The sequence below is a fragment of the Pseudomonas sp. BT76 TE3572 genome (assembly GCF_050435365.1).
Taxonomy (GTDB): domain Bacteria; phylum Pseudomonadota; class Gammaproteobacteria; order Pseudomonadales; family Pseudomonadaceae; genus Aquipseudomonas; species Aquipseudomonas fluorescens_W.
Map to the genome: position 1 here is coordinate 1696040 of NZ_JBNDKE010000001.1, position 21024 is coordinate 1717063.

The following is a 21024-nucleotide window of genomic DNA, read 5'->3' on the forward strand; positions in this document are numbered from 1 at the left end:
GCGGCGTAATGCCACCTATACTAGAAGCCACCGCCCCCACGGGGTCTGCACTCCCAACAATAAAAAGCAGAGGTGGAACATGGTCTGGCAGCAAATCTACGATCCGTTCGGTAACCCGATACTTTCAACCCTCATGGCAGCAGTGCCGGTCGTGGTGATGCTGGCAGCCCTGGCGTTTTTCCATGTCAAGGCGCATCTGGCCGCATTGATGGCCCTGGCGTCTGCGCTGGTGATCGCAATTTTCGCCTTCGGCATGCCGGCGAACATGGCCGGCTCGGCTGCGCTTTACGGCGCCGCCAACGGCTTGCTGCCCATTGGCTGGATTGTGCTCAACATCATCTTCCTGCATCGGCTGACCACCGAGAACGGCTCGTTCAAAGTGCTGCAGGATTCCCTGGCGCGCATCACTGACGATCGACGCCTGCAACTGCTGCTGATTGCTTTCTGCTTCGGTGCTTTCTTCGAAGGGGCCGCAGGCTTCGGTACGCCGGTGGCGGTGACCGGGGCGATTCTGATCGGGCTGGGCTTCTCGCCACTGGCCGCGTCTGGCCTGGCGTTGATCGCCAACACCGCGCCCGTGGCGTTCGGGGCGCTGGGCACGCCGATCATCACCCTGGCCAAGGTGACCGGGCTGGATGAAATGGAGCTGTCGATGATGGTGGGCCGGCAATTGCCGTTCTTCTCGGTGATCGTGCCGTTCTGGTTGATCTGGGCCTTCGCCGGCTGGCGCAAGATGCTGGAAATCTGGCCGGCGATTCTGGTGGCCGGGGTCACTTTCGCCGTGCCGCAGTTCCTGGTGTCCAACTACCACGGGCCGATGCTGGTGGACGTGATCGCCGCACTGATTTCCATGGCCTGCCTGACCGGTTTCCTCAGGGTCTGGAAACCGGCCACTGTGCACACCTCCGCTGCGCTGTCCGGGCGTGTCGACAACTCCAAGATTGCCGAAGAGCATGACGAAAAACCCGTCGCCAGCGCGACCTTTGCCAGCGATGCCAAGCCTGCGGTGATGCGCGCGTGGATGCCGTGGATCATCCTCACGGTGTTCGTGTTCGCCTGGGGCACCCAGGGGTTCAAAAACATGTTCGATACCCGCCCGGCGATTGATCCGGCCACCCACTCGGCCAAGCTCGACCCTCAAGGCAAACCGATGCGCGAAGCGAACCCGATCTTCGCCCCGATCGTGACGTTCACCACGATTCACCAGCAGATCGAGAAGGTCCCGCCTGTAGTGCCCGCGCCTAAAACCGAGGATGCGGTCTACAAGTTCACCTGGTTCACCAGCACCGGTAGCGGCATCCTGCTGTCGGCAATCCTCGGCGGGTTGCTGATGGGTTATTCCATTCCGCAGCTGATCCACCAGTACCTGCGAACGCTGTGGGTGGTGCGCTACTCACTGATCACCATTACCGCCATGCTCGCCCTCGGTTTCCTCACCCGTTATTCGGGCCTGGACGCCACCATGGGCCTGGCCTTCGCCGCGACGGGCATTTTCTACCCCATGTTCGGCACCCTGCTCGGCTGGCTCGGCGTGGCGTTGACTGGCTCGGACACGGCGTCGAACGTGCTGTTCGGCGGCTTGCAACGGGTGACCGCCGAGCAGTTGGGCCTCAGCCCGGTGTTGATGGCTGCCGCCAACAGTTCCGGCGGGGTCATGGGCAAGATGGTCGACGCGCAGTCGATTGTGGTGGCCTCCACCGCCACGCGCTGGTACGGGCATGAAGGGGAAATCCTGCGTTACGTGTTCTTCCACTCGATCATCCTGGCCATTCTGGTCGGTGGTTTGGTGACATTGCAGGCGTATGTGGCGCCGTTCAGTCATATGGTGGTCGGCGGGCATTGACTGACGCAAGCGCGACTCTGAAGTCTGACTTTTGTGGCGAGGGAGCTTGCTCCCGCTTGAGTGCGTAGCACTCACAAAAATCGGCCGTCTTTTCGATTTTTGGGGCCGCTACGCAGCCCAGCGCGAGCAAGCTCGCTCGCCACATGTTTCTCGCGGATTCAAGCAGCAGGTTTCACGCCCACCCCTCAAGTCGCAGCGTGGCCCGAACCAACCGTTGTTCCTCGCTTTCGATTTCCTTGAGGTTCTCGCAGATGCTCTGGATGTGAGCGATGGCCGCCTTGCGTGCCTGTTCCGGCATACGGCCGGTGACAGCGTTGTAGAGCCGCGCATGTTGGCGGTCGATCTGACGCTTTTGTGGCTCGCGGTGGTAGAGGTTGTTGACCGAGGCAAACACCGTGCTCAGCAGCAAGTCCGTCAGCGAGCGCAAGGTCTGCACCAGCACCGGGTTGTGCGAGGCCTCGCAAATCGCCAGGTGAAAGGCATGATCGAGCCGAGCGTGTTCGGACGCCTCCAGCGAACGACTATGGGCATTAAGCAACGCCTCGTAGCTGCGGGTGATGAGGACGAAGTCGGCGTCGGTTCCGCGCAACGCAGCCAAACGTGCGGACTCGCCTTCGAGCAGGCTGCGGACCTCGAACAAATCGTAGAGCGTGCGGGGTTGTGAGCTGAACAAGTGCATCAGCGGAGACGCGGCACCGTGACCCGAAAGGTCGGCGACAAATGAGCCTTTGCCCTGCTCTGTCTTGATAATCCCGCGTGCGCGCAACAGCTTCAGGCCCTCGCGAAGTGCCGTGCGGGAAACGCCGAGTTTTTCGGTCAGACGACGCTCCGACGGCAACAGTTGCCCGGTCTTGAGTACCCCGTCCACGATCAGCCGTTCAATGCGTTCACAGACCACATCTGCGACTTGTGGATTACGGCTCGTTTCTGCCTTTTCCATCGACTCTCCAACTGGTATGACCAGCCTCGCTACCAAAACCACAAAGATTCAAACACAAACATAAGCCTATGTTTTAAATCTATTTTTTTGCACCAATAAAAAACCATTGAATAAAAAACTGGTTCGACCAGCCAAACAACACATAGACAGTAGAACGCCTCAGGCCAATGATGCAAGTCAGTGGTAAACGGACACAGACCTCCTATAAAAACAACTGAGGGTCGTCAACCGACTATGAACATTCTTTACGATGAACGCGTCGACGGTGTCTTGCCTGATGTCGACAGAGCAGCCTTGTTGCAAGCCCTGCACACGCAGTGGCCGGATCTGGAAGTCCTGCATCAGCAGGAAGAACTCAAACCGTACGAATGCGACGGACTGTCTGCTTACCGCACCACACCGATGCTGGTGGTGCTGCCGCGCCACATCGACGAGGTGCAAGGCGTGCTTCGACTCTGTCATGAGCGGCAGGTCTCGGTGGTCGCCCGCGGTGCCGGCACCGGTTTGTCCGGCGGTGCATTGCCGCTGGAAAAAGGCGTGCTGCTGGTGATGGCGCGCTTCAATAATATTCTGCACATCGACCCCGCCGCACGCACGGCTCGGGTTCAGCCGGGGGTGCGCAACCTGGCGATTTCCCAGGCAGCCGCGCCGTTTGGCTTGTACTACGCGCCGGACCCTTCCTCGCAGATCGCCTGTTCAATCGGCGGCAATGTGGCGGAAAACGCCGGTGGCGTGCATTGCCTGAAGTACGGGCTGACCGTGCACAACCTGCTCAAGGTCGACATCCTCACCGTCGACGGCGAACACCTGTCCCTGGGTTCGCAGGCGCTCGATTCTCCGGGCTTCGATCTGCTGGCATTGTTCACCGGTTCCGAAGGCATGCTCGGTGTCATCACCGAGGTCACGGTCAAACTGCTGCCCAAACCCCAGACCGCCAAAGTGCTGCTGGCGGCGTTCGATTCCGTCGAGAAGGCTGGCCGCGCGGTGGGTGACATTATTGCCGCCGGCATCATCCCCGGCGGCCTGGAAATGATGGACAACCTGGCCATTCGCGCAGCCGAGGACTTTATCCACGCCGGTTATCCGGTCGACGCCGAAGCCATTTTGCTGTGCGAGCTCGATGGTGTTGAAGCCGACGTTCATGATGACTGTGATCGCGTGCGCCAGGTGCTGGAACAGGCCGGCGCCACCGAAGTGCGCCAGGCCCGCGATGAAGCCGAACGCGTGCGCTTCTGGGCCGGACGCAAGAATGCCTTTCCGGCGGTGGGCCGTCTCTCACCGGATTATTACTGCATGGACGGGACGATCCCGCGCCGCGAGTTGCCCGGTGTGCTGCAGGCGATCGCCGCGTTGTCGGCCGAGTACGGCCTGCGGGTGGCCAACGTTTTTCACGCCGGTGACGGCAACATGCACCCGCTGATTCTGTTCGATGCCAACCAACCGGGTGAGCTCGATCGCGCCGAAGCGCTGGGCGGCAAGATCCTCGAATTGTGCGTGAAGGTCGGTGGCAGCATTACCGGTGAACACGGCGTGGGCCGGGAGAAAATCAATCAGATGTGTGCGCAGTTCAATAGCGATGAGCTGACCGTGTTCCATGCCGTCAAAGCCGCCTTCGATCCGAGCGGCCTGCTCAACCCCGGCAAGAACATTCCGACGCTGCACCGCTGCGCCGAGTTCGGCGCCATGCACGTTCACATGGGTCAGTTGCCCTTCCCTGAACTGGAGCGTTTCTGATGCGCAGTGAACACGATATCGACGACAGCGCCTCGCTGCTGGAACAGGTCAACCAGGCGCTGCAAAACGCTACGCCGTTGCGCATTCAAGGCTCTAACAGTAAGGCGTTTCTTGGGCGCATCGTGGCGGGCGAAGTGCTCGACACGCGCAGCCACCGAGGCATCGTCAGCTACGACCCGACCGAGCTGGTGATCACCGTTCGCTGCGGCACCCCGTTGGCAGAACTGGCTGCAGTGTTGGACGCGGCGCAGCAGATGTTGCCCTGCGAACCGCCCTCCTTCGGCGACGGCGCAACTGTCGGCGGCATGATCGCCAGCGGGCTGTCGGGACCACGGCGTCCCTGGTCCGGGTCCGTCAGGGACTTCGTCCTCGGGACACGGGTCATCACCGGCCACGGCAAGCATTTGCGCTTTGGTGGCGAAGTCATGAAAAACGTCGCCGGGTACGATCTGTCGCGTTTGATGGCCGGCAGCTATGGCTCGCTGGGCGTGATCACCGAAGTCTCGCTCAAGGTCCTGCCCAAGCCGCGTCAAGCGTTAAGCATCAGCCTGGAAATGGACAGCGATCGCGCCTTGCTGCGCCTCGCCGAATGGGGGCAACAGCCGCTGCCGATCAGCGCTGCGTGCCACGATGGGCAGCGCCTGCACCTGCGGCTTGAGGGTGGCGAAGGCTCGGTAGCGGCGGCTCATGACCGACTCGGCGGCGAGTTGCTGGACGCTTCATATTGGGATGATCTCAACGAACATCGATTGAGTTTCTTCGATGAGGACCAGGCACTTTGGCGCCTGTCCGTCCCTCACAACACGCCTCGGCTTTCCTTGCCTGGCCGTCAGTTGCTCGATTGGGGCGGTGCGCAGCGCTGGCTAAAATCCGACGCAGAGGCAGCATTCGTTCGCTCAATCGTCGAAGAAGTCGGCGGGCATGTGACCTGCTATACCCATGGTTTGATCGACAGCCCGTTCCAACCGTTGCCTGCCGCATTGATGCGCTACCACCGGAACTTGAAGCAACAACTCGATCCCCGGGGCATCTTCAACCCCGGGCGCCTGTACGCGGAGCTTTGACCCATGCAGACCACCTTGAGCGAGCAAGCCCGCCAACTGCCCCGCGCCGAAGAAGCCGAAAGTATCCTGCGCACCTGCGTGCACTGCGGTTTCTGCAATGCCACCTGCCCGACCTATCAATTGCTGGGCGATGAACTGGACGGACCGCGGGGTCGCATCTACCTGATCAAGCAGGTTCTGGAGGGCAACGAAGTCACGCAAAAGACCCAACAGCACCTGGATCGCTGCCTGTCGTGTCGTAATTGCGAAACCACCTGCCCTTCCGGCGTCGACTACCACAACTTGCTGGACATCGGCCGGGCGGTGGTCGATGCGGCGGTGCCGCGCCCGCTCGGTCAGCGCTTGTTGCGCGAGGGATTGCGCAGCGTCGTGCCCAATCCGGCGCTGTTCAAAGGGCTGGTCAGCAGCGGTCAGGTGTTCCGGGCGTTGTTGCCCAACACCTTGCAGATAAAGTTGCCTCGCCGCATCTATCCGGCCAAGCCGCGCCCGGTCACTCGCCACGCCCGGCAGGTGCTGATGCTTGAAGGCTGCGTGCAACCGAGTCTGTCACCCAATACCAACGCAGCCGCTGCACGAGTACTGGATCGACTGGGGATCAGCGTCACACCGACCCGCGAAGCCGGGTGCTGCGGCGCCGTGGATTATCACCTCGACGCTCAGGCGGCCGGCCTGGATCGCGCCCGCCGCAATATCGATGCGTGGTGGCCAAGCATTGAAAACGGTGCCGAAGCCATCGTGCAAACCGCCAGCGGTTGCGGCGCCTTCATCAAAGATTATGGTCACCTGCTCAGCACCGACCCGGCCTATGCCGAGAAGGCGAAAAAGGTCAGTGCGCTGGCCAAGGATCTGGTCGAAGTGCTGCGTGACGAGCCGCTGGAAAAGCTCGGTATCCACAGCGCCCAGCGCCTGGCGTTCCATTGCCCCTGCACCTTGCAGCACGCGCAGAAACTGGGCGGCGCGGTGGAAGCGATTCTGACCAGTCTGGGCTTCAACCTCACGCCTGTTGCCGACAGTCACCTGTGCTGCGGCTCGGCGGGCACCTATTCGCTGACCCAACCCGAACTGTCCCGGCAATTGCGCGACAACAAGCTCAATGCGCTGGAAAGCGGACATCCCGAAGTCATTGTCACGGCCAATATCGGCTGTCAGTCCCACCTCGACGGTGCGCGCCGAACCCCTGTCAGGCACTGGATCGAATTGGTCGAAGCCGCCTTGCCCCAACCGAGCACTGGAGAATCCCGATGAAAAGCAAAGCCGTACTGAGCCAGACCGAAGTCAGCCAAATCCTCGCGGCGGCACGCACCGAAGCGCAGAATAATCAATGGGCCGTGACCATCGTGATTGTCGACGACGGCGGCCATCCCCTGGCCCTCGAACGCCTCGACGGTTGCGCTCCGATTGGCGCCTACATCGCCACCGAAAAGGCCCGCACCTCGGCCCTCGGTCGGCGCGAGTCCAAAGGCTATGAAGAGATGGTCAATGGCGGACGCCACGCCTTTTTGTCGGCGCCACTGCTGACGTCCCTTGAGGGCGGTGTGCCGATTATCGTCGACGGCCAGGTGATCGGCGCGGTCGGGGTGTCCGGTGTCAAAGCCGAACAGGATGCCCAAGTGGCCAAGGCCGGCGCGCAATGCCTGAAGTGAACTGAACGTGACGCTGTCGTTGCTCGATAAATACTGTGTGATGGAGATGCAAAAAGTGACCGATTTCGTGAACTGCCAAGGCCTCAAGGTCGCACCTGTCTTGCAACGTTTCGTTGATCTGGACGTGCTGCCGGGAACCGGCCTGGACCCTCAAGCGTTCTGGAGCGGTTTCGCCGCACTGGTGCATAAACTGGCGCCGCAGAACCGCGCGCTGCTGGCTGAACGTGATCGCCTGCAAACCGAACTGGACACCTGGCACCGCGCCCACCCGGGACCAGTGACGGACATGCCGGCTTATCGCAGCTTCCTGAGCAGTATCGGTTACCTGCAACCGCAACCCGCAGACGTCAAGGTCAGCACCGACAACGTTGATACAGAAATCAGTGTGCAGGCCGGACCGCAACTGGTCGTCCCGGCGGTCAACGCGCGTTATGCGCTGAATGCCGCGAATGCGCGCTGGGGCTCGCTGTACGACGCGCTCTACGGCACCGATGTGATTGCCAATGATGGCGGCGCCGAACCGGGCCGGACTTACAACCCGGTGCGCGGGGCGAAAGTCATCGCTTTTGCGCGGACGTTTCTGGATCAGGCTTTCCCCTTGATCAACGGCTCCCATGCAGCGGTGGCGCGTTACCGAATCGACAACGGAACACTGGAGGCCACCTTGAATGACGGTAGCCAAACCGGTTTATCGAACGCCGCGCAGTACATCGGCTATCAGGGTTCGCTCTCTGATCCCATCGCCATCCTGCTGAAAAACAACGATCTGCACGTCGAGATTCAGATCGATCGCCAGAGTGTGATTGGTCAGGCTGACACTGCCGGGGTCAAGGACCTGCTGATTGAGGCGGCCCTCTCGACCATCATTGATTGTGAAGACTCGGTCGCGGCAGTCGACGCCGATGACAAGGTGCAGGTGTACCGCAACTGGCTGGGTTTGATGAAGGGCGACCTGAAAGAGGACCTGGAGAAAAACGGTAGAACCATCACGCGACGACTGAACCCGGACCGCGAGTACACCGCGGCCGATGGCCGCTCACTGTCGCTGCACGGGCGCTCGTTGCTGTTCATCCGCAACGTTGGGCACCTGATGACCAGTCCGGCGATTCTCGACAAGGACGGACTGGAAATTCCGGAGGGCATCCTCGACGGCGTCATCACCAGCCTGATCGCCCTGCATGACCTGCAACGCCGCGGCAACTCCCGCACCGGCAGCGTCTACATCGTCAAACCGAAAATGCACGGCCCCGCCGAAGTGGCCTTCGCCGAGCAGTTGTTCAGCCGCATCGAAGACCTGCTGCAGCTCGAACGCCATACCCTGAAAATGGGCATCATGGACGAGGAGCGGCGCACCAGCGTCAACCTCAAGGCCTGCATCGCCGCAGCTTCCTCACGGGTCGCGTTCATTAACACGGGTTTCCTGGATCGCACCGGCGACGAGATGCACACCGCCATGGAAGCGGGCGCGATGCTGCGCAAGGGCGACATGAAAAACACCGCGTGGATCGAGGCTTACGAGCGTAACAACGTGCTCGTCGGTCTGGACTGTGGATTGCGTGGGCGAGCGCAGATCGGCAAAGGCATGTGGGCCATGCCGGACCGGATGGCCGATATGCTCAAACAGAAAGTCGCCCACCCGAAAGCGGGCGCGAATACCGCGTGGGTGCCCTCACCGACCGCCGCCACCCTGCATGCGCTGCATTACCACCAGGTCAACGTGCGTTCGGTGCAGGAGTCCCTTGAAACAACGGACTTCGGTGGCGCCAGCCCGGCACTTCTGGACGGCTTGCTCAGCGTGCCGGTCGTCACCGAGCCATCCTGGTCGGCCGATGAGATTCGTCAGGAAGTCGAAAATAACGCGCAAGGTTTGCTGGGGTATGTAGTGCGTTGGGTCGAACAAGGGATTGGCTGCTCGAAGGTGCCCGACATCCATAACGTGGGCCTGATGGAAGATCGCGCGACCTTGCGAATTTCCAGCCAGCACATGGCCAACTGGCTGCGACACGGGGTGATCACCAAGGATCAGGTCGTCGAGATATTGCAGCGTATGGCGCGGGTCGTCGATGAGCAAAACGCCGGTGATCCGATCTACACGCCTATGGCGCCGGACTTCGAGCAGTCAGTTGCATTTCAAGCGGCCTACGCGCTGGTGTTTGAGGGGGGCGTACAACCCAATGGTTATACCGAACCGCTGTTGCATAAATTCCGGCGGGCGTTCAAGCAGTCGAGGGCGTAAGCAGAGAGGACAACAGAGTCTGAGCAGACTGGGTGAAAACCTGGAACCTGTTTGGTAACTGCGAGCACTGAAACAGTCGGGCCGTGTGGCAAACGGCCCGACGTTCATTTTCGATCACTGCCCTTCAGCAAGCTTCGTCTTCGGTATCCGCAGAGCACGCGAGGCAATTAAAATCGCCATGAGTGCCAAGCCGCACGTCACCCACGAAACCAGATTAATTCCACCCTCGAATGCACTTCCCGCCTGTGTCATCAGCTGTCGTGCTTGATCTCCTGACAACTGCACCGCCACATGATTAGCACCCGATAGCGTCTCACTCGCCAGCATCGTCTGCACCTCGCTCAAAAAATCCGGAAGCTGCAATGCACCGCGATAGTAGGCAGTGACGAGACCTCCGAGCACTGTCGTCCCCAAAACCACACCCACTTCATAGGCCGTTTCACTAATGGCTGACGCCGCACCTGCCTTTTCCGGCGGTGCAGCCGACAAAATCACATCGTTGGATACCGTCGCGATCGCGCCCACGCCAATGTTCAGCAAGGCAAAGGCCACCACCAGAACGATCAGACTGCTGCCGATGCTGGCCACCAGCAAAAACGCCGCCCCAGCAAACGCCATCAGAATCGGTACCAGCACATGCACCGGTACTCGCCGCGCTACAGGCACGACTGCCATTCCCATTACGATCGCCATGATCTGACCAGGTACTAACGCAAAACTGGCATTCAACGGTGACATCTGAAGGACGATCTGTAAGAACTGAGTGGTGAAGAACACAAAGCCGACGAGGAATGCGAGGCTCATCAGATTGATTAGTACCGAGCCGCTAAAGGTGCCACTTCGGAACAGACTCAGATCCATCAACGGCACAGGCAGACGTAATTGCCGATGCACAAACATCCACCCAGCAACCATGCCGATTACAAATGCTGTCAGCGCCATCCAGTCGAGACCATTACTGGCGCTGTGTTTAATGCCGTAAACGATCGCACTGAGGGCAATCATCGATTGCAGGATACTTAACGGATCCAGTGGCCCTGAACAGTCTTTCTCGGATTCGGGCAACAACACCGGCCCCAATACCAACAACGGCACCAATACCGGTATCGCCAATAGGAAAATTGCCCCCCAACTGAAAAACTCCAGCAAAACTCCACCGACCAAAGGACCCAGCGCTGATCCTACCGTCAGAGTTGTTGCCCAGATCGCCACAGCTACTCTGCGCTCCTCTCGATCCAGAAACACCGATCGTATCAATGCCAGCGTCGAGGGCATCAACATCGCACCGAAAATCCCCATACAAGCTCGCCCGGCAATCAGTTGCATGGCCGTTTGGGAATAGGCAGTCAGCACCGACACAATGACAAATCCCAAAGACCCGGCCAGTAACAACTTTCGATGACCGATTCGATCGCCCAGACTACCCATCGACACCAGCAATCCAGCCAATACCAGCGAATAGGCATCGATCATCCATAGCTGCTGACTAGCGCTTGGACTCAGGGCCTCGGCAATCTTTGGTAACGCGAATCCAAGCACCGTATTGTCTACTGTTACCAGTAGCACTGGCAGCATCAGCACGCTAAGGGCTGACCATCGTTTTGATTTTGCTGTGTGTTGCGCTGTCTCACTTATTAACGGCATTACTCCAAGCTCCTTATTACCTCAAAAATCACGGGAGATTTCGCAATGCACCCGTGAAACGAACCCTGCGCGCTTCCATGGCGAGGGCTCGGTCAGTTCAGTAACGAAAATACGTGCTGACAATCAACAGCCCCTGAGTTCAAACGACTACCCAAAGCATTTGAAACGCCCCTTAAGTCGCATCTGAACTCGTCAAAATCCTGATTAGAGACATTATTCATCAAGCGCTCCATCCCTTCCGCCAGCGCGGCGCGTTGGTGGTGGGCTTGGTCATTTTCTAGCTGTATGTCCCAGTAGACTTCAGGCGGATTGACCAGAACCCGGGACAGCAACGCCATCATTGTCCGCATCGGTGGTGGCATCACTTCAAGAGCGCTTTCCAGGTCAAGTGACGACCTTGCCAACGCCAAACCGAAACCGAGAATTGCGGCATGGGGCAGCGCCTGACATAGCGCCATGAGTTCATCATGGGCCACCGGCGTCATTCGCTTTATCTTCATCCCAGCCCCCATCAAGTGCTGTTCGATGAAAGTCGAAGGCGAGTCGCCATCTTCCAGACAAATTGCAACGGTGCGTCCCTGAACGGAGAGCTTGGGTGAAAACATCGGATTGACGCCGACGAAAGGCTGCTGGGACGAAGCATTCTTCAATGCTCTGTAAAAAGGCTCCTGAACAGAACAAGTCGGTATGAATACAACATCGTTCGAAACGGAGCCAACAACCCAAGGTATTGCTCGAATAGCCACGGTTTCGGGCAATGCAAAGACCACTGCCACCGCCCCTTGAAAAATGTGCCCGGTGTTGCTGAACGGACTTGTGACATCGACTTCATAGAAGCCACTTTCCTGTTCGGGAGGCCTTCGATCCACCACCCGGACATCATATCCATATTGCATAAGAATGCGGCTGATCAGTGAGCCAACCAAACCCGCTCCCCCCAACACGACAACCGTGTCGCTCATCATGATTCGCTCCCTGCGGCAAAACTGTAATAAGGCACGCTAGCCTTGACCAACGTTTCTTCAAGCTCTTGCTGTGGGTCAGAGTGCGCAACAATCGCGCCACCAATTCCAAATTTCGCCTCGTTACCCTGGAGCACTGCCGTTCGGATGACAATACTCAGCTCCGCTCCACCACTGAAAGATAACCAGCCTAAAGCGCCTGAGTAGACACCACGGGCAGAGGACTCCAATACGTCAATAATTTCCATCGTGCGTTTCTTCGGAGCTCCCGTCATTGAGCCTCCCGGAAAACAAGCTCGAATAGCTTCGATCGTTGAAATATCAGAGCGAAGGTGCCCACGAACCGTTGAGACAAGTTGGTGAACCGAGGAAAAGCTTTCCACTGAGAAAATCTCAGGAACATGAACGCTCCCTGGGCGGCACACTTGATTCAAATCATGACGCACCAAGTCGACAATCATTAGGTTCTCGGCCCTGTCCTTGGTCGATTTACGTAGTTCATCCCGCAGTATTTGGTCCTCTGCGAGTTGTTTACTACGCGGCCTGGTTCCCTTGATCGGTCTGGATTCGATCAATCCGCTGTCATCGATTCTGAGAAAGGTTTCGGGCGAAGCGCTCAATACTGAAAATCCTGCAAACGAAAGGTAGGCACCGTAGGGTACGGGGCTAGCCTGGCGCATTCGCCAATAAGCACTCAAAGGCGCACCGCTGTACGCCATTTTTGCCCTATTGGTCAGGCAAATTTCGTACGACTCTCCATCGGAGATGTACTTTAGAGATTGATTTATTTTACTGATGTAATCATCTGGCCCGTCCTCAAGCGTGAGTTTCAGCTGATCTACGGCACCTGGAATAAACGAACTGCAATGACCCGCTGACTCATCATTACGATGGAGAAAATCAGGTAAGGTCGGCCAAACAACAGCATCGCCAGTCGCAGTCATCAGGCATTCATAGGCCTTGTTTTCATGATGATCAAAGACAAAGAAATGAGGCGCAAACATGAATGAAGCGTCCGGATAAACCGAACGGTAAATTTTTCGCCCACCCGCCAGTGCTTTCAATTCGTAACCGAGGTAGCCAACAAAACCACCCTTGAAAACAAACGGCAAGTACTGAGGTGTTGCCACCTGCACAGCTTCGAAGATCTGTGCAACCAGAGTAAAAAAGTCTCCTTTGATGCTTTTTTTACCCTTGGGGCCCTCAAGTTTCAGGCACTCATCATTTACATCGTACGCAAGCCTTATCGCTCCTTGCGCGTCCCCACTACCCATGATCGAGTAGCGAGCATTAGGTCTTTCCGACTTCTCGCAGTCTAACCAAAAAGCATAACTATCATCTGCATAGAGCGTTGAAAATACCGCTGGTGGATCCGTGCATTCGGAAAACTCGCGGTAGGAAAGCTGCATATTCAGCATCCCCCCTACTGCGACGTATGCATCTTTCGATGACGTACATTCCATGTCGGATTCTAAGTGAGTTCTAGCACTGACGTTATGTTCCAGCGCCATGCGTATGAAGTTGCTCAATAGCGCATGGCCATATTCTGAATCGATGGACTCGGGGTGGAACTGGACACCCCAAACCGGTCTAGTGATATGTTCAATTGCCATGACCACACCTTCAGACGTCCAAGCCGTACATTGGAGCTCCGCTGGTAGGCTGGTACACATCAACGAATGGTATCTGACCACTTCGAATTGCTTCGGTAAATCTCGAAAGAGCCCTTTACCGGAATGAGTAATCCGACTGCGGTAGCCATGCACAGGGCTGGGAGCGTACCCCACAGTCCCCCCAAGAAATTGAGCGATGCCTTGGTGTCCTAGACAAATACCAAGCAACGGGACAGGAGAGCGGAGGATGACGTCACCGCACACACCGAAATCAGCCTCTTGACCGGGGTGCCCTGGACCGGGCGACAGTACTACAGCATCATATTTTTCGATGCCCAATTCATTGTACGAAAAGGTATTTTTTACTACATCTGCGCAAACTCCTGTCACCTCATACAAATACTGAGCAATGTTCTGGGTGAAGGAATCAAAGTTATCAATCAGCAATATTTTCATGAAGGTCGCCCCTCAGTCAGACACTGATTGATCAGGACGTCTTCCTGAATACACGTCTCTTCTATTATCAGTTTGAATATCGACTCGGTGTATTCTGCCCTCAACCCGACCGCCTCCGATCTAGTCTTAATCATATCGAGCACGTAGGAAATTCGTCCGGGTTGCATCATCGCAATGCCATGGACGGCTTTGAGCTCGGCAATGTCCATGCACACTTTCATTCGCTCAGAAAGCAAGTCGACAACTTGCAAATTTATCGAGTCAAGCCGCTCCCGCTGCGGCTGCAAAATGTTAGACGTGCCTGTCTGTGACAACTGTCCCTGTTGTTTCATTTTCTGCACCTCCGTTTGCCAATTTCTGGTAGAGAGTCGTCAGTCAGGCGTGATCCCGCTCATTGATAGCAGGCGTCCATAACCCCTTGCTCGTCATAGCCCCTAGAGCAGCCCCCAATAACTTGATGTCTTTGCCACTGTGGTCTGCTGAAATTGCAAAACGCAGCATCGCTTTGCCTTTGGCAATGATTGGGTAAAACACCGGAAAGAGCAGCATGCCTTGGTCACGCAGGGTTCTCGCAGCATGCAAGCCGGCCTCCTCTGTTTCAAAGAAGGCTCCTCTGACAGGTGACTGGATACCTGCGTTGAGCAACTGGTTGTCGGTGAGGGAATCTAATAGGGCGACATTTTCCCAAAGTCGCCGTTGCAGCATATCGATCTCTTCACTGAGATGGATTTTCGCCGAGGCAACGTTAGCCGCCAGCATGGGCACCATAATGGAATGACCAAATATCAGTGGATTGGCCAGGGTTCGGATAACTTCAACATCCCGTGGATCTGAAACCACGACAAAACCACCCGCACCACCAAATGCCTTGGAGAGAGATCCTGCCAGAATAATATTTGCAGGTAATGAGTGATCAACCGCTGCAAAGGCATATCCCGCACCATGACGTCCGACGATCGAAATACCATGAGCATCGTCTACGTATAGGTATCCCTTTGCCGACTCTAGCTGCCGAGAGAGCTCGGCGATGGGTACAAGACCACTCATCGAACCAATTCCATCGATCAAGAGCACAGGAGTTTCACCTTTGTCGGTGCAGACTTTCAGCGCTGTGGTCATTGATTCTTGGCTGGTGGACTCGACTCTAGAAACAGGTCCGAACTGCTCCAAAATCCCCCTGAGTACCTGCATCGAAGCATGGGCGGTTTTATCCATCAGCCAGTGGATTCGTTTTTTGACCGGATACCCACTCAACGAACCACTCCCGAGCAACGGTAAAACACCTAAATGGACACTGCTGGTAGAGGTAAACACCGCAACACCGCTACCGCTGTAAATCTGAGCAAGCAATTCCTCCAGTTGAGGGAGGTAACTTGGGCGCATTGCACTTCGAGAAGACGACAAGTGCAGCCCGGTAGTTTCCATAGCCTGGTGTGCGGCATCGATCAATACCGAGTGGGTTTCCAAGCCCAAATACGAACAGGAAACAAACTCTGTGAATGTGCCTCCGTCCTGCAAGGTAATGTGCTTACCCACACGACTCGCAACGGTAAAACCTGTCAGCCCTTCCTCGTAAGCCTTCGCCAGTGCACCAGTGGTGTTGCCGCGACGAATGCTCATCCAGTCTTGTCTCGTTTGCACATCCATAGCTAAAGCTCCTTTCTGAAAATCAATGAGATTTGCATCCGATGGTCATTACTGAGCTGCCCGAGGCGTCGGACGCTTCCTTATCGATTACAGTTTGTGTATTTGTCAGTTGACTCTGCTCGAACAGTTCACGCACTGCTCTGGCCTGTTCCTCGCCATGCTCAATGACTAGCCAACCTTCACGATTAAGTAACTGGTTCGCGAGCGAGATGATTTGCCGTATCAGTTCAAGCCCATCGACCCCGGAATAGACCGACTCCCGTGGATGGTGATCGCTCCATTCAGGCAACAACTCTTGGGACTGCGGGACGTACGGAGGATTAGCGACAATCAAACCAACCTGATCTTTGAATCGCGTGAATGCCTGTTTGTCGCGAATGTCTGCCTGCAAGTGATTGACCTGCCCCCCCTTGCAGGCCAGTCGATCGATATTGCGTTTGAGGTACTGCATCGCTATCCCATCAAACTCCACGCATGTCACTTTCAGATCCGGTCTGCGCCGTGCGATCGCCAAGCCAATCGCGCCGCTTCCGGCACACAAATCAAGGACACTAGCTCCCGGTGGCAGCGCAGCACTGGTCTCCAGCCACTTATGAATGATTTTGCTGTGAGGGCGAGGGATAAACACGCCGCTACCGACCACCAGTGGCATTTCGTCAAACTCGACCATGCCAACAATATGCCCGAGAGGAATTCGGTTACAGCGTTCTTTAACCGCCATCATAAATTCATCGAGCGCACGGCTTTTATCCACCCGTTCGATATAGCGATCTATAAGACAACTCAAATCGGCTTCCAAGTCCCAGACACCAGACGATTCCAACATAGCCCGTGCCTGACTAATAGCAAGATACTCACGATCTGTAAGACTCATGACCACTCCTTGTAATACTGCGAAAGTCTTTTCAAAATTGACTCATACAGATAGGAGAATGCGACCAACTCCGGTGGAGGCGTAAATGACGGATGCAAGTCATTTATAAGTTGTTCGTAATTACGCGATAGTCCTTCATCCAGCAAAGGAAACCAGTAAGGTTTTATATCCCAACGATACTCATATCCTGTGGCAAACATCTGCTGTACCGTTTCCTTGACCGTATTCTCACGGGCAAACCCAGATAACGGAGCACGCACAGGTTTGAAAGGGCTGAGATCTAGATCGGGAGTCTCTATATCGGTAAGACAATCAGCTATATACCGCGCCAGCAATGGTGATTGGTGCAGGCCGTCTCGGTAGGTACCTGTTGCAAGCCAAAGACCTTCGATGCCGCACTCGCCAATCAAAGGGAAACCATCTGCCGGAATTGGCCTGTTGCCAACCTGTATGGAGATGATTTCAGCACCATGAAGGTCCAAGTTCAATTGATCAACAGCACAGTCAAGCAAAAACTGAACATCCGATATGAGAGCCTGTTGTTTAGGCTGCTCGGAAATTATATTGGTAGCTCCCAGATACAGGACGCCGTCCCCACGAGGGACACAGTGCAAGCCGCACGCAAAAGCACGATTTGGCGTCCGTATGACAGAACTCGGCAACTCAACCCCTTCTGGCATTTTCACGAGAATTGAAACGCCATATCCACTGAACAACGGTGGAATTTTCTTTACAAGCTCGTCGAAATCACTAAGCAGGTCTAAAGATTGAACGCCTGCCGCAATCACAACTTTTTTAGCCCAAAGAACCTCTCCATCGCATAACTCAATGCCGGTGACTACCCCACCCTCACCCAACACACGTTGGGCGTTCTCATTTTTCAGAGCGCCGCCCTCGGAGACAAATGCAGCATCCAGCTTCTCCAGCAAAAGATGAGAATTCACGGAATGCTCGTTTGGTATGTACAGCCCACGCAAAGGGCGAACCAGATGGTTGGGCTTCAGCCACTCCATTTTGCGTGGATCAACAGTTTCGAACGGCTCACCATACTCACGAAGGGTTCTCTCGATGGTGTCGTAGTTAACGCTGTCCACCTCATCCATGCCGGCGGTGTTGAGCAGCACATGGGTCCCAATCGCGGTAAACAACGAACTGAAATCACCTGAAGAAATTGCCAAGCGCTCCGCCCAACTTGACCACAAGTGTTGAGCTTTTCGGTCCATGTCTAGTTTCAATCGACCAAAATCACTTGCCAGCAGGCCGCTTGTTACCTCCCCGAAACATCCATTCATCGCTCCAGCAGCCTTTGACGCTGCATTTGTACGATCAGTCTTACCGACCCGACAGACATTTAAACCACGCGTAGACAACTCATACGCGATTGACCCACCAACTGCTCCTGCACCTACAACAATGACGTCGAACTCCATGTTTTGACCTCGGACGATTACCCGCAATGTAAGAAAAATCAACTTTTCTCGCTGGAAAGCAGAACATTTCTATAATTTCGTTACATTACGATTCAACCGACTATTTGTTTCATATTGTATCTTCGAAATAATTCCACACATCTTGTCGTAGAACTAAAAATCTTGACCTCCCCGCTTAAACCACGGACTTCCAGTTAACTTTTTTAAAAACAGCAGCCTATGCAAATGTAGTAATAATTATCGAATTAATAAAAATTTATACCTCCAAAAAAAATCGACCATCACAGATTGTGTGAAAACTTAGCTATCCGCCTGACGCTTCGAGCTTTGTCGCAGGTGAGCTGGCGACGATCGATGGCAGTTAGTTTCAGGCAGCCGCGTCCTAGTGGCGTCATTTGAGTTTCAAGCGGCCTGCGCATTGGTGTTTGAGGGGGGCGCACAACCCAATGGTTACACTGAACCGCTGTTGCATAAATTCCGGCGCGCGTACAAGCAGTCGAGGGCGTAAGCAGAGGGAACAGAAGAAGAGGCTCCGGCCTGACACCAGTCAGTTAAGCCGTAACGCAATCTGTAGCAGCTGCCGAGCCCGCGAGGCTGCGTTCGGCTGCGAAGCAGTCGTGAATCCGGCTGACGCGGTATGCCTGACGTACCGCAATGACTGATTTTACGACTGCTACGCAGCCGAACGCAGCCTCGCGGGCTCGGCAGCTGCTACAAAAAAGTGTCGCGGCTGAAATTGCTTAACTGACTGGAATTTCGCTCCCGCTTTCTTTTTTTGTAAGCGGCTACGCTCGATAGGTATCGCTCACGCTGTCCAGCCAACAGAGCAATTGACCCGCCCAAGAGGAAGCGCACAGATGACCCGTCTCACTGCGAAAGACTTTGCCCCGGAACTGCTCGAGCTGTACGACTACTACGCCCACGGCAAGATCAACCGGCGAGAGTTTCTGGATCGGGCGGCGTTGTTCACCTTGGGCGGCTTGACCGCCAGCGCCCTGCTCGCCGCCCTGAGCCCGAACTATGCGCTCGCCGAGCAAGTTGAATTTACCGACCCGGAGATTGTTGCCGAGTACATAACCTATCCCTCCCCCAAGGGCAACGGGCAGGTCCGTGGTTATCTGGTGCGCCCGGCGAAAGCCACCGGCAAGGTGCCGGCGGTGGTGGTTGTGCATGAGAATCGCGGGCTCAACCCGTACATTGAAGATGTCGCGCGGCGTGTGGCCAAGGCAGGGTTTATCGCCCTCGCCCCCGATGGTCTGACGTCGGTGGGCGGTTATCCCGGCAACGATGACAAAGGCCGGGAGTTGCAGGCGACCGTCGACCCGGAAAAGCTCATGAATGACTTTTTCGCCGCCATCGAGTGGTTGATGAAGCATGACGCGACCACCGGGAAAGTCGGCATCACCGGGTTCTGTTACGGCGGTGGCGTCGTCAATGCCGCGGCCGTGGCTTATCCGGAACTGGCGGCTGCCGTGTCCTTTTATGGCCGCCAGCCAGAGGCCAAGGATGTCGCCCGAATCAAGGCGCCGGTGATGCTTCACTACGGTGAACTGGATACGCGCATCAATGAAGGCTGGCCCGCCTATGAGAAGGCACTGAAAGCTGCGGGCAAGACCTATGAAGCCTACATTTACCCCGGCGCCAACCATGGTTTTCATAACGACTCCACGCCTCGATACGATGAAGCCGCGGCGAAGCTGGCCTGGGACCGGACGCTGGGATGGTTTCGGCGGTACCTGGCTTAATGGTGTGGTTGCTCGCCTGTTGCTAAATAGAGTTGGCGGTATGCGCCCACCAGTTGATCAAGGGTGAACGCGCGATTTCGTCCACTGGGATTGGGCAGGACCCATACCGAAGCATTGCCAAAGGTCTTCGACTGAAGGCCCCACGCAATGTCTCGTTGACCGGATAGCGCGCAATACGCCGCTTTACCGAGAAATGCCACAAAGCGAGGCGCATAGCGCTCGATCTTTTGTTCAAAGTCCGCAGCGGCAGCGATGAATTCATCGGCAAACAGCTGATCCGCTCGCGCCGTCGGCCGTTCCACCACGGCCGTTAATCCACACTGATACTGCAAGATCGTCCGATCGTTTTCCGGGCGCACTTCCTCAGGCGTAAAGCCAGCGAGATGCAGAGTGCGCCAAAAGCGATTGCCCCGGCCCGCAAAATGATGGCCTTGGGCAGCGGCAGTCATGCCTGGGTTGATGCCACAAAAAATCACGGCTAGCTGTCCGGCAAGAATATCTTCAAGTCCTTCACTCACCGCAAACCTTACCCACCGCAAATCACTTTGACCGCACTGCGCGCAAGCTCGGTCAATTCAGCCCGGGATTTACCCGCGCGCGCACGTATCGAAATGCTGTGCAGCAGGGATGACGCGAGTACGGCAAGAGCGGCAGGGTCGACATCGCTTTTCAACTCGCCGGAACTGATGGCCACTCGCAGACGCGTTTCGAGATCGGCATCGAGCCTGCTGAGCCGGTCCGACAGCACGTCTCGTATTTCAGAATCCTCGACGGCTTCGGTCGTCGCTGTGCCGATCGCAAAGCAGCCGCGCGGCTGGCCATCTCCCGAGAAGTAAATCGACAACTGCCCTTCATAAAACCGCATCAATGCCTGGCTCAAGGTCAGTTCGTTGTCCGTCAGCGCCTCCTGCATGGCAGCGGCGGCAAACTCCCAATACTGCTCCAGCGCTTTGATATAGAGCGCGTGTTTGTCACCGAATGCCGCATAGAGGCTTGGGCGATTCATGCCGGCGGCCGTGGCGATGCTGTCCAGAGAAGCGCCGGAATATCCGGTACTCCAAAAAACATCAAGTGCCTGCAACAGCGCTGTCTGCGGGTCATATGCACGAGGGCGGCCGCGGCCTTTCGCCTCTGCAATCTTTTTTTGTGCCATGTCGTACAAAATCCTTAAATGAAGATGGGTCGGGGGATAT

The 21024-nt window shown here is 56.4% G+C and carries 17 protein-coding genes; 7 read left to right on the forward strand and 10 right to left on the reverse strand.

All coding sequences use genetic code 11. The features are described from left to right. The first annotated feature begins 79 nt into the window (after window positions 1-79). Window positions 80-1843, forward strand: coding sequence for an L-lactate permease (locus tag ABH912_RS07640; protein ID WP_429510254.1), 1764 nt, complete (start codon window positions 80-82; stop codon window positions 1841-1843). A gap of 172 nt (window positions 1844-2015) precedes the next feature. On the opposite strand, the gene glcC is transcribed toward ABH912_RS07640, so the two are convergent. Continuing rightward, the gene (glcC, locus tag ABH912_RS07645) at window positions 2016-2783 is read right to left on the reverse strand and encodes a transcriptional regulator GlcC (RefSeq protein WP_429510255.1); all 768 of its coding nucleotides are present in this window, start codon (window positions 2781-2783) and stop codon (window positions 2016-2018) included. Window positions 2784-3017: 234 nt separating this feature from the next. On the opposite strand from glcC, the gene glcD reads away from it, so the two are divergent. Genes glcD through ABH912_RS07670 form a run of 5 tightly spaced genes read left to right on the forward strand, consistent with a single transcriptional unit; the run spans window position 3018 to window position 9460 of the window. Next, complete coding sequence (gene glcD / locus ABH912_RS07650) at window positions 3018-4517, forward strand: glycolate oxidase subunit GlcD (RefSeq protein WP_033056515.1); 1500 nt, start codon at window positions 3018-3020, stop codon at window positions 4515-4517. Continuing rightward, a complete protein-coding gene (gene glcE / locus ABH912_RS07655; RefSeq protein ID WP_429510256.1) occupies window positions 4517-5581 on the forward strand; it encodes a glycolate oxidase subunit GlcE in 1065 nt (354 codons plus the stop codon). The genes glcD and glcE overlap by 1 nt, the downstream gene beginning before the upstream one ends. Window positions 5582-5584: 3 nt before the next feature. Then, complete coding sequence (glcF, locus tag ABH912_RS07660; protein WP_429510257.1) at window positions 5585-6826, forward strand: glycolate oxidase subunit GlcF; 1242 nt, start codon at window positions 5585-5587, stop codon at window positions 6824-6826. After that, window positions 6823-7224: a heme-binding protein gene (locus ABH912_RS07665; protein WP_033056518.1), complete on the forward strand. Its 402-nt coding sequence runs from the start codon at window positions 6823-6825 to the stop codon at window positions 7222-7224. Before glcF ends, ABH912_RS07665 begins: the two co-directional genes overlap by 4 nt. Window positions 7225-7279: 55 nt before the next feature. Then, window positions 7280-9460 carry a malate synthase G gene (locus ABH912_RS07670; protein ID WP_429510258.1) on the forward strand — a complete coding sequence of 727 codons (2181 nt, stop codon included), beginning with the start codon at window positions 7280-7282 and terminating at the stop codon, window positions 9458-9460. A gap of 114 nt (window positions 9461-9574) precedes the next feature. Here the strand turns inward: ABH912_RS07670 and ABH912_RS07675 are convergent, their stop codons facing one another. From ABH912_RS07675 to ABH912_RS07705, 7 genes are all read right to left on the reverse strand, one after another. After that, window positions 9575-11104 carry an MFS transporter gene (locus ABH912_RS07675; RefSeq protein WP_429510259.1) on the reverse strand — a complete coding sequence of 510 codons (1530 nt, stop codon included), beginning with the start codon at window positions 11102-11104 and terminating at the stop codon, window positions 9575-9577. A gap of 92 nt (window positions 11105-11196) precedes the next feature. Next, entirely contained in the window at window positions 11197-12069 is an 873-nt protein-coding gene (locus tag ABH912_RS07680) for a prephenate dehydrogenase dimerization domain-containing protein (RefSeq protein ID WP_429510260.1), read from the reverse strand. Continuing rightward, window positions 12066-14135: an aminodeoxychorismate synthase component I gene (gene pabB, locus ABH912_RS07685; protein WP_429510261.1), complete on the reverse strand. Its 2070-nt coding sequence runs from the start codon at window positions 14133-14135 to the stop codon at window positions 12066-12068. Before pabB ends, ABH912_RS07680 begins: the two co-directional genes overlap by 4 nt. Then, the gene (locus ABH912_RS07690; protein WP_429510262.1) at window positions 14132-14467 is read right to left on the reverse strand and encodes a chorismate mutase; all 336 of its coding nucleotides are present in this window, start codon (window positions 14465-14467) and stop codon (window positions 14132-14134) included. The genes pabB and ABH912_RS07690 overlap by 4 nt, the downstream gene beginning before the upstream one ends. A gap of 43 nt (window positions 14468-14510) precedes the next feature. Then, the gene (locus ABH912_RS07695) at window positions 14511-15782 is read right to left on the reverse strand and encodes an aminotransferase class I/II-fold pyridoxal phosphate-dependent enzyme (protein WP_429510263.1); all 1272 of its coding nucleotides are present in this window, start codon (window positions 15780-15782) and stop codon (window positions 14511-14513) included. Window positions 15783-15804: 22 nt separating this feature from the next. Beyond that, window positions 15805-16656, reverse strand: a complete 852-nt coding sequence (locus tag ABH912_RS07700) for a HemK/PrmC family methyltransferase (protein WP_429510264.1) — start codon at window positions 16654-16656, stop codon at window positions 15805-15807. Further along, complete coding sequence (locus tag ABH912_RS07705; protein ID WP_429510265.1) at window positions 16653-18086, reverse strand: NAD(P)/FAD-dependent oxidoreductase; 1434 nt, start codon at window positions 18084-18086, stop codon at window positions 16653-16655. The genes ABH912_RS07700 and ABH912_RS07705 overlap by 4 nt, the downstream gene beginning before the upstream one ends. A gap of 857 nt (window positions 18087-18943) precedes the next feature. On the opposite strand from ABH912_RS07705, the gene yghX reads away from it, so the two are divergent. Further along, window positions 18944-19831, forward strand: coding sequence for a YghX family hydrolase (yghX, locus tag ABH912_RS07710; RefSeq protein WP_429510266.1), 888 nt, complete (start codon window positions 18944-18946; stop codon window positions 19829-19831). Here the strand turns inward: yghX and mug are convergent. Together mug and ABH912_RS07720 are read right to left on the reverse strand one after the other, a co-directional pair. Continuing rightward, window positions 19828-20349, reverse strand: coding sequence for a G/U mismatch-specific DNA glycosylase (mug, locus tag ABH912_RS07715; RefSeq protein ID WP_429510267.1), 522 nt, complete (start codon window positions 20347-20349; stop codon window positions 19828-19830). The genes yghX and mug overlap by 4 nt on opposite strands. 8 nt (window positions 20350-20357) lie before the next feature. Beyond that, window positions 20358-20984 (reverse strand): TetR/AcrR family transcriptional regulator, encoded by a 627-nt coding sequence (locus ABH912_RS07720; protein ID WP_429510268.1) that lies wholly within the window; start codon window positions 20982-20984, stop codon window positions 20358-20360. Between the last annotated feature and the right edge of the window lie 40 nt (window positions 20985-21024).